The 15,963-nt window shown below is 62.8% G+C and carries 12 protein-coding genes; all 12 read left to right on the forward strand.

The genetic code is table 11. The features are described 5' to 3' along the window. The first annotated feature begins 18 nt into the window (after positions 1-18). Positions 19-1,785 carry a type VI secretion system baseplate subunit TssF gene (gene tssF / locus AC5QPF_RS02430; RefSeq protein WP_494961867.1) on the forward strand — a complete coding sequence of 589 codons (1,767 nt, stop codon included), beginning with the start codon at positions 19-21 and terminating at the stop codon, positions 1,783-1,785. Further along, positions 1,749-2,768 (forward strand): type VI secretion system baseplate subunit TssG, encoded by a 1,020-nt coding sequence (gene tssG / locus AC5QPF_RS02435; protein WP_494961868.1) that lies wholly within the window; start codon positions 1,749-1,751, stop codon positions 2,766-2,768. The genes tssF and tssG overlap by 37 nt, the downstream gene beginning before the upstream one ends. Then, the gene (tagH, locus tag AC5QPF_RS02440) at positions 2,765-4,096 is read left to right on the forward strand and encodes a type VI secretion system-associated FHA domain protein TagH (RefSeq protein WP_494961869.1); all 1,332 of its coding nucleotides are present in this window, start codon (positions 2,765-2,767) and stop codon (positions 4,094-4,096) included. The genes tssG and tagH overlap by 4 nt, the downstream gene beginning before the upstream one ends. Beyond that, the gene (tssJ, locus tag AC5QPF_RS02445) at positions 4,096-5,100 is read left to right on the forward strand and encodes a type VI secretion system lipoprotein TssJ (protein WP_494961870.1); all 1,005 of its coding nucleotides are present in this window, start codon (positions 4,096-4,098) and stop codon (positions 5,098-5,100) included. Before tagH ends, tssJ begins: the two co-directional genes overlap by 1 nt. After that, on the forward strand, positions 5,100-6,437 hold the full coding sequence (gene tssK, locus AC5QPF_RS02450; protein ID WP_494961871.1) for a type VI secretion system baseplate subunit TssK: 1,338 nt from the start codon (positions 5,100-5,102) through the stop codon (positions 6,435-6,437). The genes tssJ and tssK overlap by 1 nt, the downstream gene beginning before the upstream one ends. A 1-nt stretch (position 6,438) precedes the next feature. Continuing rightward, complete coding sequence (icmH, locus tag AC5QPF_RS02455) at positions 6,439-7,305, forward strand: type IVB secretion system protein IcmH/DotU (RefSeq protein ID WP_494961872.1); 867 nt, start codon at positions 6,439-6,441, stop codon at positions 7,303-7,305. Positions 7,306-7,406: 101 nt separating this feature from the next. Then, positions 7,407-7,925, forward strand: coding sequence for a type VI secretion system tube protein TssD (locus AC5QPF_RS02460; RefSeq protein ID WP_494961873.1), 519 nt, complete (start codon positions 7,407-7,409; stop codon positions 7,923-7,925). Between the two features lie 97 nt (positions 7,926-8,022). Then, positions 8,023-10,095, forward strand: coding sequence for a type VI secretion system tip protein TssI/VgrG (locus AC5QPF_RS02465; protein WP_494961874.1), 2,073 nt, complete (start codon positions 8,023-8,025; stop codon positions 10,093-10,095). Beyond that, positions 10,092-11,027: a hypothetical protein gene (locus AC5QPF_RS02470; protein ID WP_494961875.1), complete on the forward strand. Its 936-nt coding sequence runs from the start codon at positions 10,092-10,094 to the stop codon at positions 11,025-11,027. Before AC5QPF_RS02465 ends, AC5QPF_RS02470 begins: the two co-directional genes overlap by 4 nt. Then, positions 11,024-14,176: a T6SS effector BTH_I2691 family protein gene (locus tag AC5QPF_RS02475; protein ID WP_494961876.1), complete on the forward strand. Its 3,153-nt coding sequence runs from the start codon at positions 11,024-11,026 to the stop codon at positions 14,174-14,176. The genes AC5QPF_RS02470 and AC5QPF_RS02475 overlap by 4 nt, the downstream gene beginning before the upstream one ends. After that, a complete protein-coding gene (locus AC5QPF_RS02480; protein WP_494961877.1) occupies positions 14,173-14,940 on the forward strand; it encodes a DUF6708 domain-containing protein in 768 nt (255 codons plus the stop codon). The genes AC5QPF_RS02475 and AC5QPF_RS02480 overlap by 4 nt, the downstream gene beginning before the upstream one ends. Beyond that, positions 14,937-15,719: a DUF6708 domain-containing protein gene (locus tag AC5QPF_RS02485; protein ID WP_494961878.1), complete on the forward strand. Its 783-nt coding sequence runs from the start codon at positions 14,937-14,939 to the stop codon at positions 15,717-15,719. Before AC5QPF_RS02480 ends, AC5QPF_RS02485 begins: the two co-directional genes overlap by 4 nt. The last annotated feature ends 244 nt before the right edge of the window (positions 15,720-15,963 follow it).

Raw genomic sequence — 15,963 nt, forward strand, 5'->3', positions numbered from 1 at the left:
CACAGTCAGGGAGGCTGGATGTCACTGAAGAGCAAGTTTCGCGACGAGCTGGATTATCTGCGCCGGCTCGGGCGCGTGTTTTCCCGCAACAACCCGCAACTGGCCAGGTTTCTCGGCGAGGAGGCCAGCGACCCGGATGTCGAGCGGTTGCTGGAGGGCTTCGCGTTCCTCACGGCCAGGCTGCGCCTGAAGATCGAGGATGACTTTCCCGAACTGACCCATTCCTTGCTGCAACTGCTGTGGCCGAACTACCTGCGTCCGCTGCCCAGCGCCACCATCATGCAGTTCTCACCTGCGGACCGCTCGGTCACCGTGCGCCAGCGTATCGCCAGGGGCACCCGCGTGGGCTCGCTCGGTGTCGACGGCGTCGCGTGCCAGTTCCGCACCTGCTCCCACGTCGATATCTATCCGCTGCAGATCAGCCAGATCAGCGACGTGCATTCCCTGGAGAAGTCGACGGTGCGGGTCGACCTCGCGACCCTGAGCCAGAACCCGCCCGATACCTACGACTGCGACCGCCTGGACTTCTACCTGAGCGGCAGCGACTACTGCGCCCGGACCTTGTACCTGTGGCTGTCCTGCTACCTGGACCATGTGCGCCTGGAGTGCGATGGCCTGGTCAGGCACATTCCTGCCAGCCAGATCCTGTTTCCCGGATTCAGCCCGGACGAGGCCTTGCTGCCCTACCCGAAGAACGCCCTGGATGGCTACCGCATCCTGCAGGAGTACTTCCTCTTTCCCCGGCGCTACTTCTTCTTCGGACTCACCGGCCTGCGTGCCCTGTGGCCTGCCACCAGCACGCAGCGCATTCGCCTGGAGTTCCGCTTCACCCGGCCCATGCCCAACGACATCCGCATACAGACCGGGGACATGGCCTTGTACTGCGCGCCCGCCATCAATCTCTTCGAGCATGACGCCGAGCCGGTCCGGCTCACCGGCAAGACCCTCGATCATCGTGTGCGCCCGGCGGGCCAGCGTCCCGATGCCTACGAGATCTTCAGCATCGATCACGTCGACGGCTGGAAAAGCGAGGCCTCCGATCAACCTGGTGCCTGGCTGCGGACCTACCAGCCGTTCGAGTCGCTGCGCCACCAGATCGACTTCGAGCGGGGGCAAACCGTCCTCTACTACCGCACGCGCATTGCCCAGTCGCTGCTGAACGCCGGTATCGAGCACCGGGTTTCATTCGTGCGCAGCGATGAACAGCACTACATCGGGCGGGAGGAAACCGTCTCCTTCTCGCTGACCTGCAGCAACCGCGACCTGCCGCAGGCACTGGCAGCAGGCGACATCTGCGTACGCACCGGGGATGTGCCGACCTTCGTCGAGTGCCGCAACCTGACCGCGCCGACCCCTTCGTACCGGCCCGTGCTGGATGGCGACCTGCTGTGGACGCTGATCTCCAACCTGTCGCCCACCTACCTGTCGCTGCTCTCGGCCGAGCCCTTGAAGGCGGTTATCCGTGCCTACGACTTCGCCGCCCACCATGACCTGCAGCGCTCCCGCGCCACGCAGATGCGCCTGGGCGCCCTGCAGGACGTGCAGACCGCGCCCATCGACCGGATGTTCAAGGCGCTGCCCATCCGTGGCTTGCGCACCCTGGTCAAGCTCGACCAGGACGGATTCTCCTGCGAGGGCGACCTGTACCTGTTCGGCACGGTGCTCAGCCATTTCCTGTCGGTGTACGCCAGCATTTCCTCCTTCCACGTGCTGGAAGCCACCAACCTCAAGAACCAGGAGCACTACGCATGGCCGATGCGCAGCGGCACGCAGCCCCTGATCTGAGCGGGCACCTGCTCGATACCGCCCGGGGGTACGACTTCTTCTGTCTGCTCGAACGCCTGCATGGCTTGCATGACGATGACCTGGAGTCCGCCGATGCCTGCGCCCCTGAGCGCCAGCGCATTTTCCTGAGCAATTTCGCCGGTGTCGGGTTTCCCGCCTCGGACGTTGCCCTGGCGCGGCGTCTCGATGATGCCCTGCCGCATCAGTACCTGGTGCAGGCGACCTTCCTCGGCATGCACGGTCCCGACTCGCCGCTGCCGTCGTACTACCTCGAACGCCTGGCCTACGAGGCCGGGCAGGGCGAAGGCATCCGCCCGGCATTCTTCGATTTCTTCAACCACCGCCTGCTGACCCTGCTGCACCAGGCCTGGCGCAAGTACCGGCATTACATCCGCTTCCGTCCAGGGGCGAGCGACCGGCTTTCGCAACGCCTCTTCGCCCTGGTCGGGCTCAAGGACACCGCCATTCGCGGCGCCACCCCGATTGCCTGGAGCCGCCTGCTCAGCTTCGCCGGTGCGGTGGTGCACCGCAGTCGCTCGCCGGACATGGTCGCCGGGCTGGTCGCCCACTGCTTCGATCTGCAGGACGTCAGCCTTCGCGATTTCGAACTGCGCGACACCGATATCGAACTGCCTGCCCGTACCCGGCTTGGGCAGCGCAATGGCTGCCTGGGCGACAGCTTCCGTGTCGGCGCCAGGGTCCGCACGCGGCACTGCAAGTTCACCCTGATCATTTCGGACCTGTCGCAGGCGCGCTTTCGCGAGTTCCTGCCCAAGGGCGAGAACTTCGAACGGCTACGGATGCTGATCGCCTACCTGCTGCGCGACCAGACCCCTTGCGACCTCGAATTGCGGCTGCGTGCCAACGAAGTTCCCGCCTTCAACCTCGGGCGCGACAGCGGTTGCCAGCTGGGCTGGACCAGCTTCCTCGAACAGCCGCAACGACGCACTCCACCTCCCGTTCGACTCACGGTACGTACATGACTCTGAATAACGCCAACCAGCGCCTGTTGCTGGTAGTGGACAACCCCCAGGTGCTCCAGCAGGGCAGCACGCCCCGGCACCTGTTCGGCACCGGGGGCGGCAGCATCGGATCGCAGGGTGCCAGCTGGACGCTGTCCGACCGCCACGCCAGGGTCAGGCCCCAACACTGCGAGATCCGCTACCAGGACGGTGGGTTCCTGATCGTCGACAGTTGTGGCGAGACCCGCGTCAACGACCAGACCCAGGCGCTCGGCACCGGCAGCTACGGCAAGTTGAGCGATGGCGACAAGCTGCATATCGGCCTGTACCGGATCTCCGTGCACCTGGGGCGTGAGTTTTGCGAGACGGACGATGCCGACGGCCATGGCGCCGGCCTTGGCCAGATGTCCGGCGAGTTCATGAGCGCGCTTCCGGAGGCCGCAGCGCAGGAAGCCGATGGCGAACCGCATCCGTCACCGGGTCAGGCCGGGTTCCAGGCACTCGGCGAACGCCATGGGCCGGTGGGCCTGCTCGATCCCCTCAAGGCCCTCGACGTTGCCAGTGGCGGCGCGGCGGACAGCCTCGATTCCCATCACTACGGGCATACGCCGATGGCCGCCCAGGCCGACGTCGCCACGACCCGATCCGAAGCCGTCTACGGCATCCCCAAGCACGCCCCAGGAGAAACCTTCATGTCGGAGCAGGACAGCTCGCACCCCGCCGCCCAGGACTGGATTCAACGTCAGTTCTGCGGCCAGGCCCAGCCCGCAGGCCTGGTCGAACCTTTGGTGGACGGTATTGGCGCAACCGTCGGAACGGTCGACGAGCTCGACGCCTATGCCCTGCTCAACGAGGCAGGACGCACGATCGGCGCGCTGATTCGCGGCCTCGCTGCACTGAATGCCCCGGCAGCCGATGACCGCCAGCGCATTTCCCTGGCCGGACGTACGCTGCAGCCCATCGAGGACAACCCGCTGCGCCTCGGGCAGGGCTACCCGGAAACCGTGCGGGCACTGTTCGCCGCCGAGCGCAGTGTTGTCCACCTGTCACCTTCGGCGGCGGTGGAAGAGTCGCTGGAGCAGCTTCGTCGTCAGCAGATCGCCATGCACCAGGCCATCAGCGCCGGGCTGGCCGCGTTGCTGCAGGCGTTCTCCCCCGAACAGCTGGAGCAGCGGTTCCAGCGCTATCGCCCGGCGCGCGGCGGGCAGGCGGCGACGGCGGACTGGGCCTGGCACATGTACGGCCACTATTACGAGGAACTGAAGTCCGGCCGGCAGCAAGGTTTCGACAAGCTGTTCTGGGAAGTCTTCGAGCAGGCCTTCGACCAGGCCTTGCGCGCGGAGGCATGATGAGATCGGCCATCGCGCTCCTGCTGGCCGCTGGCACGCTTGGCGGTTGCAGCACCGTGGGCAATGTGCTGACCAAGAGCGGCCAGGTGCTGATGAACCCTTCCATCCAGGTCGGGACCGCCCACGAGCAGCTCTCGCAGGTTGCCTTGAGCCTGTACGCCAGTCCGGACGTCAATCCCAACCCGCTCAGCCTGGCGTCGCTGGCCGACGACGAAGACATGCTGGCCGCGCCGCTGGACATGCAGGGGCGCGGACCGTTCGCGGTCAATCTGCGCAGCGCCAGCAAGGACGAACTGATCGGGCATCTGCGTGCCTTGGCGGAGCATTTCGAGAACGAGCGGGACAACATCGCTGGCGCACTTGCCATCCGCCAGCGCCTGGCCATTCCAGGCCTGGTCGTCGATGAACACGCACCGCCCATGACCCTCGGCAAGTCACAGCCCGAGACGCTGTTCACCGACAGCAGCGCATCACGCTGGCCACAGCCCTCGAACTGGTTGCTGCGAAAGGGACTGCCGGCGCCTCCCGCTGAGGAGCAATCCCGGGGCGATCTGGATCTTGGCCAGTACGGCCAGGGCCCGGCCCTGGCCCGGGCTGTCGAGGCGAGGGTGATGCCGGGCAACGCGACACCCATTGGCTTCCGCGTCCTGCAGTTGAAGGACGACTCCATGCTCGAAAACGCCGATCCCGAGCGACTTCGCAGCGCGCCTGAAAAGGCCCTGGGCAGCACGCTGCTGGCCTCCGACGACTACATCCTCGTGCCCGGCCAGTTCAAGTTCATCGAGTTTGCCGAAGTCGACGAGGACACCCGCTACGTCGCGGTGGTCGCCGATTTCCACGACCCCAATGCCGAACGCTGGCATGACGTGTTCCGCATCGAATCGCGCGGCCGCAAGTACCCGCTCATGGTGATGCTGCAGGGCAGCCGCGTGGTGATCACCGATGAAAGCTACCGACCCGCGCCTGCCCCCGCCGGCCTCCGCAACCCCGCGAGATCCTACTGATGACCACCCGTAATCCCGTCGTCTGGGGCGAAGGCCTCTTCGTCAAGCCCCAGCATTTCCAGCAGGCCAACCGTTACCTGGAGCACTGCATCAACGCCCGCAGCGGCAGCCGCTACGGGTTTGGCTTCAGCGAGCTGGAGCTGAACCAGGAGTTCCTCGCCTTCGGCAAGATCGCCATCGTTCGTGCCCGCGGCATCATGCCGGACGGTACGCCGTTCGATATTCCCCATGACCAGCCGCCACCGGATCCGCTGGCCATTCCCGACGCCAGCGCGGCCAACCAGACCGTCTACCTCACCCTGCCGTTGCGCTCGGACGGCAGCGGGCAAGTGCGCTGGCCGGACAGCCAGGGCGATGCCCGCTACCTGCTGCGTTCGGAGGAGGTCCGCGATACCCACAGCTACCAGGGTGACCACACGCCGCTGGACCTGGCCGTGCCGAACCTGCAACTGGCCCTGGAGCGCGCCGACCGCAGCGCCTTCACCAGCCTGGCACTGGGCCGCATCCTCGACCTGCAGCCCGATGGCCGGCTGCTCATGGATAGCGGCTTCTACATCACCGGCCTGTACCTCCACGCCATTCGCCCGCTGGCGCACTTCATGGAGGAAATTTCCTCGCTGATGCATGAGCGGGCCAAGAGCATCGCCCAGCGCATCGGTTCGCCAGGCCAGTCGGGCGTCGCCGACTTCACCGACTTCAGCCTGCTGCAGGCGCTCAACCGCTGGCAGCACCAGTTCCGCCACCTGGCCCGGGATCCGGATGTGCGGCCGCTGGATGCCTACCTCGCCTGCGGCCAGGCGAGCGGCGAGCTGGCCACCTGCATCGATGAGTCGCGCCTCGCGCCTGAATTCCCCGCGTACCAGCACGACAGCCCGAAAAACACCTTCCTCATGCTGGAGCAGACCCTGCGCCGGCTGCTCGGCACCGTGCTGCAACTGCGCGCCGTGTCGCTGCCGCTGGTGCGGCAGCGACACGGCATGCTCACCGCGCAGGTCAACGACGACAGCCTGATGGACGGAGCCGACTTCATCCTCGCCGTGAATGCCCGCATGCCGCTGGAAAGAATGCGCCACCTGTTCCTGCTGCAGGCCAAGGTGGCTTCCCAGGAAAAACTGCCCGAGCTGATCCGCCTGCAACTGCCGGGCATTCCCCTCAGCCCGCTGCCCGTGGCGCCTAGGCACCTGCCGTTCCATGCCGGCTTCACCTACTTCCAGCTCGATCGCACCGCGGCCAACTGGCCAACGCTGATGCCAAGGGGCGCGAAGAGCTTCGGCTTCCATATCAGCGGCGACTTCCCGGAGTTGCAGTTGCAGTTCTGGGCTATCAGGAGTCAGTGAGATGAGTACTTCCGTCAACGCCAGTAACGAATCCTCCGAGCCCTCCCCGGTGGTCCTCCCGAACCAGACCCAGCAACCCCAGCCCCAGGGAGCGGAGTCCGGGGGTGCCAGCGAGCAGCAGGACAAGGATCACGTGTCGTTGAACAAACTCGACGCCGACCCCGACCTGCAATTCCAGCTGCGCGGCCACAGCCTCAACCCCTTGATAGATGTCGCCCAGCCGCTGCTCGCATTGGTCATGCACGTGCGCCAACTTGATTACGTTGCCGATGTGAACAGGTTCTATATCAAGGTTCGCGACCACATCACCACGCTGAGCGAAGAAGTGCGTCAACAGGGCTATGACCCCGTCACGCAACTGGCTTACCGCTACGCCTTGTGCGCCTTTATCGACGAGGCGGTGATGGCCAGGCCGTGGTCGCGCGCTTCGACCTGGTCTGATCGCTCCCTGCTCAGCTACCACCACAACGAAACCTGGGGCGGCGAGAAGTTCTTCACCGTCCTTGCGCGCATGCAGATGGACCCGGAGCGCTACCGCGACGTGCTGGAGTTCAAGTACCTGTGCCTGTGCCTGGGCTTCGAGGGCAAGTACGGCCTGCAGCACAACAACCGGGAAATCCTCAACGGAATCATCACCAAGCTGCACCGGGTGCTGCGCTCGCAGCGCGGCGACACGCCCGAGCGCCTGACCGAGGCGCCGGAGCACGTGGCCTCGCGGCGCTATCGACTAGCACGGCAATGGCCATTGTGGACGCCCTGGGCATTAGCCGGGGTGGTCTTGCTGGCGACCTATCTCGGCTTCTCCATCAGCCTCGGGAACAGCACGGAAGAAGTGCTCCGGTCCCTGGATTTCATCCTCAAGCCCTGAAGTGCTCACGAAATTGAAGCAACGCCTGCTTCAAACCCTTGCCATCAGTGATGGCACCACGGCCTGCAAGGCCTTACATCAACGCAACAAGGAGGCACTCCATGCCGAATCCAGCTTTTATCAGTATCACCGGTGAAAACCAGGGTCCCATCACCGAAGGTGCATTCACCGCCAATTCGGTGGGTAACGTGTATCAGGAAGGTCATGAAAATCAGATGCTGGTCCAGGAAATCGAGCACCTGATCAAGACCCCTGCCGACCCACAAAGCGGCCAGCCTTCTGGACAAAGGGTTCATGGCCCTTTCACCTTCACCTCGGCACTGAACAAGGCTTCCCCGCTGCTCTATCAGGCTCTGGCTACCGGTGAAATGCTGACGAACGTGGAAGTGACGTGGTACCGCACCTCGACTAACGGAATTCAGGAGGCCTTCTTCACCACCAAGCTGGAAGACGCCACCATCGTCAGCATCGACACCGTACTGCCGCACGTGCAAGACAAGGAAAACGCTGAATACACCCAACTGATCAAGGTCGCCCTGGCCTATCGCAAGATCATGTGGACCCACGACGTTTGCGGCACTGAAGGCTCTGACGACTGGCGCAAGCCCCGGGAGGCTTGATTAACGTACCCGTCTGCGGACCGGCGCAGTAATGCGCCGGTCTGTTTCACTCGCACAAGGATCATTGGCCCGCTTTTCGGGCTGACAAGGATTTCTCATGCCTGCCCAATCCGATCTGCGCTTTACCTTCACCGCAGCAACCGGTGTATTCGAGGTCGTCGAATTCCACCTCAGCGAAGGTCTTTCCGAAACCTTTCGCCTCGAAGTCGACCTGAGCAGCACCGATCCTGCCGTCAAGTTCGGCGAGATCCTCGACCGTCCCGCACTGTTCACGATCTGGCAGGGCGACCAGCCAGTGCGTTACGTCCACGGCTCGGTCAGCACCTTCCAGCAGGGCGAAACCGGCTTTCGCCGCACCCGCTACCGCGCGGTTGTCGAGCCTCGCCTGGCCCGTCTGCAGCTGTGCTCGGACTGGCGCATCTTCCAGACCCTCAGCGTGCCCGACATCGCCAAGGTGATGTTGAAGAAGCACGCCCTCGACCTCGACTACGAACTGCGCGCCGCCAAGGGCCGCAATGCCCGCGAATACTGCGTGCAGGCCGGCGAAACCGACTACCACTTCGTCGAGCGCATCATGCGCGAAGAGGGCTTTTTCTACGGCTTCGTGCACAGCAAGGAAGGCTGCCGCCTGATCCACTGTGACTACCTGTGGATCTTCGGCAAGCAGCCCGGCCCGCCGGTGGAATACAACCCCAAGCCCGGCGCCGACCGCCCAGGTCCGGCGTTGCACCGCTTCACCTACAGCGAAAACGTGCGCAGCGCCCAGCAGGTCCAGCGCGACTACAGCTTCAAGAACCCGAAATTCACTGAGGAGAGCAAGTACAAGGCCACGGACCTCGAGCACCAGGCCGACAGTTACGAGCGTTACGACTACCCCGGTCGCTACCGGGGAGACAAGACCGGTGAGGCCTTCAGCCGCAGCCGCCTGCTCGGCCTGCGCGGTGATGCCTGCCAGGTCATTGCCGAGGGCGACGATGCCCGGATGGTCCCCGGCCTGTACTTCGACCTGGTCGGCCACCCCCGCGACGACATGAACTGCGGCTGGCGCCCGGTGCACCTGGAGCACCATGGCAAGCAGTACGTCAGCCAGGCCGAGGAAAGTGCCGGGGCCGACAGCGGCACCCACTACAACTGCATCGCCACGCTGGTGCGGGACAATGCCGAATGGCGCCCCGAGCCGCTGCCCAAACCCCGCATCGACGGCCCGCAGATGGCCACGGTGGTCGGGCCGCCGGGCGAGGAAATCTACTGCGATGAATACGGTCGGGTGAAGGTTCATTTCCCCTGGGATCGCCAAACCAAGGAAAACGAACCCAGCTCCTGCTGGATTCAGGTTTCGCAGAACATCGCCGGGGCGCTGTGGGGCCATATGGCGATCCCGCGCATCGGCCAGGGCGTCATTATCAGCTACCAGAACTCGGACCCTGACCAGCCAATAATCACGGGCAGGTGTTACACGACGCTGCAGCTCCCGCCCTACGAACTGCCCGCAAACAAGACGCGCATGACCATCAAGAGTCAGACCCACAAGGGCGACGGCTTCAACGAGTTGCGCTTCGAGGATGAGGCCGGGCAGGAAGAGGTGTTCATTCATGCGCAGAGGGATCAGAACAATGTCGTCAAGAACGATGAAACCACCCACGTCGGGCATGACCGCAGCGAGCAGGTGGATAACGACGAAACCCTCACCGTCGGCCACAACCGCAGCGACACCGTGGGCAATGACGAGCAGGTGCTGATCGGGCAGCACCGGCGGCATGAGATCGGCAAGGACGACGCCCTGATCATCGGCGGCAATCACAGCATCACCACGGCCGGGGACCGGACCGAAGAGGTCCGTAGTAGCCGTCTGGACAAGACCACCGCCAACCATCGTGTGCAGATCGGCGGGAATCTGGATCAGCAGGTGCAGGGGACGGTTGGTCTCCAGGCTGGTCAGCGCATCACCCATCACACCAAGGTGTACGAGATCCACTCCTCAGAGGCGGTGGTCATCAAGGGCCCGGGCGGCACGCTGCGCATCGACTCGTCAGGCATCACCCTGGACGGCACGGCGATCACGCTGACCGGCCCGATGAACAAGGCAAGGGGTGGTGCCGGCAATAGCTTGGCAATGGCAAGCGAGCCCGTCGAAGGTGACAAGGGCAACTGCGGGGAGGGCGGCCGATGACCCGGGACCCCGTTATCAACTTCGCCAGGCAGTACCGTACGTTGGATGACTACCTCTACCTGCTGGTAGACGGCCAGGCCGAATGTGCACTTAATCATGCGCTCAGCGTGACATCGCTGACCGAGTCGCTGGGTGCAGCGGCTATCACCCGCGTGCTACGGCCCGACATCTCCCACAGCCCCGAACGTTGTCCTGCGCTTATTCAGCTGGCAGCGCCGGGTGAGGGTGTATTGCAGCATTATCTCGAACGCAGTGCCGACTACGCTGCCTGGGACCTGGGCTACAACGAGCGGTACATCTGCGGTTGGCTCGCCAGCCGGCAGCCGCTGGAGGTCGTCGCCAAGCATATCGCGACTCGCTGCGACACCACCGCAGCCGGAAAACCTTCGCCCTGGTTCGAGCCGCTGAGGCTGGAGCTGTTGCTCTGTGCGATGGACAAGGAGGCCGGCTGTTTACTCAGCCCGATCCGGCACTGGCTGTTCCCGGTCAGTTGGGGCGGCTACTCCCTGATGCGCAGTCCTGACTATTACTGCGCCCCGGAGCTTTCCGAACTGGCAAGACAAACCCAGCGGTTGGCGCCAGTGATCCATGCGTTTCTCGGCGTCTGGCGTCATGTCCAGCAACGCCCTCCAGCCTTCGCCCCCTGGCGCTGGACAGGCTCCTCCATTCTGCCGCCGCAGGCCGGGGGGCATGGCTTCCGGCTGATCCGCGACGCAGAAGGGCTAGGCCTGACAAGGAGTCGCGACCTCATTTCCCTCAGCCTGCATCGGGTGTTGTTGCACCCCTATTTGCCACAGCACCCGGATGTCCGTCAGATCATCGCCCAGGCGAGCGCGGGCCCCACTGATCTGCAAGGTCATTTCGCCAACTGCAGCGACGCCTTCTGGAAGCGCGTCGTCACCGAACTGCCCCGTGCGGAGGATTACTCATGAACTTCGACACCAACTTCAATTTCGCCCTCGATATCGACGCCGCCATGAAAACGGCCGATCCGGTTCCCGTCGAAAGCTGCAAGGCCTGCCAGCGCAGCGGCTTGCCCATTCTGCCGCTGCGCGCCGCCTATGCCCCGGAACCCTGGCACTCACAGGCCAATCCGGTTGACCGCAACCCTGAGGTCAAGGCCGTGAGGATGCGTCTTGAGCAGCCGCGGATCCTCCGTCAGGGCTTTCTCTATGTGATGCTCGACAGGAAGGAATGGCAGGCCTACCAGATCACTCCCGAAGGTGCGCTGCGCCATTTCCGTCCCTACCAGATTCCCCGTGAAGAGCCCAAGCCGTTGAGCCGGGTCTGCGTCATGCAGGACCACGACATCCCCGCGTCCTTCATCAATATCGACACCGAAAAGTACTCCACTGCCTGGCTGGCCATTGCCAACGATCCCTGGCCCGAGCGGGTGCTGGACGCCTACCTGCGTGGTGGCGTGGTCGACGGGATGAACCTGGATGAGCGCTTCTACAAGCTCGACCTCAAGACCGCCCGCAACGACCCCGGCAGCGTCGGCGTCGCCATGACCGAGACCGACCTGCAGATGCACCAGGTCCTCGAATACGCCCAGTCCATGGCCGGTGATTTCCACAGCGTGCACGGCTTCTATCCGCGCAATCACCGGCTGCGCGCACTGGCGGCGCATGTGGGGACGGTGACCCAACAGCACAAGCTGCCCAATGGCGTGCTGGCCCTGGTGTTGCCGGATCCGATTGGCGTGGTGCAGGAGCTCAATGCCCAGCGGATGTTCCGCTACCAGTCCATGCTGGAATGGAGCGCCGAACCGCAACGGTGCTTCGAATACTTCACCTCCCAGACCTTGCTCGGCATCCGTCAGTTCCAGGTCAAGAAAGCGCATGCCCGTGCGATCCAGGAGGCCGAGGCAGTGGTCAAGGAGCGGGAGGAATACAACGACAGGCCCCATTCCTACCGGGCACCGCTGCCGGTTCTCGATCTGGAGCAGGAGAAGGAGCGCCGGACCGCCGAAGCCATCGCCGATGCCCGTGAACGGCTCGATGAACGCTACGACGAAAACGCCCGCAAGACGTTCCAGGACCATTGCGACAAGACCCAGGCGGCGTGGCAGAAGATCGTCGACGACGTCGCCGAGCCCTATGTCAGTCATTATTACGGCGCGGCGTTCCAGTTGGCCGTGCTCAACGACTACTACTTCGCGGTCGACGAGTCGCGTGAAGCCCTACTCCGCGTGTTGGCGATGTGCTACGCCGGCGGGGTGACCGAGCCCATCACCATCAACCAGTTCGGGGTGACGCGCAGCTTCTGGCTGGACCAGCTGGAAAATCAGGACAGCCTGTTCCACAAGGCCATGCGGATCCTCGACAGGACGGGCCCCGAACAATTCGCCCACGACCTGGCCGGAGACGAGCAGACCCGGCTCTACCACGGTGCCAAGACCCTGATCGGCGGTGTCGAGGCTGACAAGGTCATGGGCAAGGCGACAGAGGCCGCCGTCAGCCAGTTGCTCGGTGCTGCCGCCAATGCCAGCAATGCCCTCGGCGAGCAGTTGTCGGAGCAGACCAGGGCGCTGCTGCTGCATCTGCACCGCGAGGCGTGGCGGCGTTACTACCGTGCCGACGCCACCCGGGTCACCCTGTCCCTCAGGGTGGGCGAGTACCTCACGCTGCTCAACGAGGTGCTCTACGAGGGCACCGAGCGCCTTGTCAAGAAAATCGACCAGCAGTTCCGCAAGCCGGCCGAGCGCAAGGTCCGGGCCATGCTGCTGAGCAACTACTTCGCCCCGGCACTGGGCAGCAACCACGCCAGGCTGATCGATGTCGTCGTATGGACGACGGAAAGCGCCGAGAGCCTCAAGGCTCGTCTGGGCACACTGGGAAGCGGCCTCGGCGAAGGCCTCGACGATGCGCTGCGCAACGTCAGCATCGACGGTTTTGCCCTGAAGGCCGGCATGAAGGACTTCGCCCACCACCTCAGCCTCAATGCCGAAGTCACCCGCCTGCTGGCCAGGGACTCGATGCGCAACATGCGCAATGCCCTGAGTTTCAACGGTACTGGTGCGGCCAATGTGGGGATGGCGGTGGGCAGCCTGTATTTCCAGCAGGATGCGCTGCGCAGGAGCTACCAGAACATGCTCAAGGCTATCGGCGACGAGCATGACGAGGCGGCTGCTGCGGTGATGTCGGCGTCGGTCGGGGTGATGGGGGCGGGTGTCGAGATTGCGGGTGGGGCCATTCAGATGTTGCGGCCGGATTGGAAGGTGTCGGTTCGTTCTGCTGGGAGGGTGGTGCCGGTTGGGTTGGGGGCGCGGATGCTGCAGTACGGTGGGGCGATTGTGTCGTTGGCTAGTGCGGTGGAGGGGTTGCAGTATGCGTTGGCAGCGGGGCGGACAAGTCGGGCTGGTGATCAAAGTGCAGCAAAAAATTACCGAGCGGCTGCTGGCATGGCTGGTCTTTCTGCACTGGCGGGATACATGGGCTCAGTGGGCGCTACTGGAGTACTCCTCGGCCCACTCGCAGTCGCGGTGCTCTTTGGCTTCATAGCATTTGGATTTGCAGTCAAGGCGAAACGGTCGGAGTCGCAGCCCCTGGAGTTGTGGGCACGACATTCACTTTGGGGGCTGCCTGAAGAGCACCGCCGCTGGGTGGAGTCGCATGAAATGGATACGGCGATTGGCGCCTTGAATGCGGCTCTGCTGGGTTTGATCGCACAGCTGGATGTAGCCCATCGGCTTCAAATGCGGGGTAAGGAGGTGTTAGGCCCAGGCGGATCTATGGACTACAAAATCGTCCTGCCAGGCTATAAGGCTGAAGCCTCGCGCTATGAATGGGCATTGTGGGCGTACCGCCAACGGGAGGTACCGGGGCAGATCATTGCTGGTGGGTCAACCGAAGGTACGGATGACCCATTACCTGCAACTACAGCCCCATTAATTCAGCACGATGTCGAAGCAGAGACGCTCGAGATCAGGGGATCCATTGCTTTCTCGGGGCATCTTGATTTTCACGCCTTGGAACTTGAGGTGTCGTATTGGCCGGACAAGAGTGATGAGTCCGGAGTAGCTCGGCTGATCGTCAAGGAAGACAAAATTGAAGGTCAACTATGGGAGAGCCTCTTTTGAGTAGTCCCAAGCTCACCCCCCCTTGTTCTGGATGGCAGGAAGATCTTCCTGGTTCTGACGAGCTACCGGTAATAGCTCCTGGATTGGGATTTGATACGCCTAATCATCAGGATGGTGTGTATCTGGAATTATCACGGGCGTCAGCGCTTGCCAGAGGATTGGTGTTCTGGGCGATACCGGTTATGTGCATTTATCTCGCCGAGTATTTTTGGTTTTTTTTATCAATTGAAAAAGCTTCGAGAATTGAAGAGTGGGGAGTATTCATTTTCATGGCGTCCATGATCATGTTGGCGATCCCGATCTGTTGGAGATTTGATGTATCACCTCCCCGGGATCAGCCACTTCGTTTTAATCGCACTCGTCAACGTCTCTACGCCTACAATTTTAAGTGCAGTTGGTGGAATCTCGTTGAGCGCTGGCGAGTGGAGCCGGTCGCCTATGACTGGTCACAAGTCCGGGCCGAACGTTGGTTGAAGCGCGGCGCGACGGGGAATGGAGTGGTCATCAAAGGCGGCGTGATGCTCTCCATCGTCAAACCGGGCACCAATGAAGTCATCGACCGTTTCCCCCTCACCACCATGGGCGCCGACGCCCATGCCTGGGCCTATATCTGCACCTACATGCAACAAGGCCCCGACGCATTACCACCACCCGGCCCGCCGAAAGATCACAACGATGTGTCGTGGTGCAACATCGCATTGCTATTGGCGCCGAAGGTGAAATGGCCCGCGGAAATGGATCGGGAATCGAGGACTGAGCCATGAGTGTGGGTCATGTAAGCAGCCCTAAACTCATTCCCCCCTGTTCTGGCTGGCAGGAAGATTTGCCCGTTCCTGAAGAACTGCCCATTCTTCCCCCAGACCTCGGGTTCGACACACCCAATCATCAGGATTGTGTATATCTGGAGTTACCCCGCGCATCTGCACTTATAAGAGGGTTGATCATCTGGTTTGCACCGCTCATAGCTTTTCTTATGACTCAGATGTCATGGATCTTCTTTTCAATTGAGCACAAGTTGGGAGTTGAGTTCTGGCTGGCCCTTCTCTTTTGTATGTCCGTTGGAGTTTGGTCTTTATGGTTCAGCGTGAAGGTTGAGGTGGCTCCTCCCCGAGATCAGCCCCTCCGCTTTAACCGCGCCCGCCAACGCCTCTATGCCTACAACTTCAACTTCCGCTGGTGGAATCCCTTCGAGCGCTGGCGGGTGGAGCCGGTGGCCTACGACTGGTCGCAAGTCCGGGCCGAGCGTTGGTTGAAGCGCGGCGCGACGGGTAATGGAGTGGTCATCAAAGGCGGCGTGGTGCTCTCCATCGTCAAACCGGGCACCAATGAAGTCATCGACCGTTTCCCCCTGACCACCATGGGCGCCGACGAGCATGCCTGGGCCTATATCTGCACCTACATGCAACAAGGCCCTGACGCATTACCACCTCCAGGCCCGCCGAAAGATCACAACGATGTGTCGTATTTCAACATCGCCCTGCTCTTGGCGCCGAAGGTGAAATGGCCTGCAGACATGGATCGGGAATCGAGGAGTGCGCCATGAGGGCGGGTCATATAAACAGGCCTAAACTCATTCCCCGATGTGCTGGTTGGCAAGAGGACCTGCCTCACCCCCACGAATTGCCAGTATTGTCTCCGAATCTAGGTTTCGATACGCCTAACCACCAAGATGATGTTTTTCTGGAGATACCCAGAGCTGCGGCGCTTGCCAGAGGTTTGGTGGTCCTGTCTGTGCCAGTGCTGGCCGTATCGCTTGTGTTTGTTTCCTGGCTTTATATAACGGCTGA

The organism is Pseudomonas sp. Con_6 (assembly GCF_059379395.1).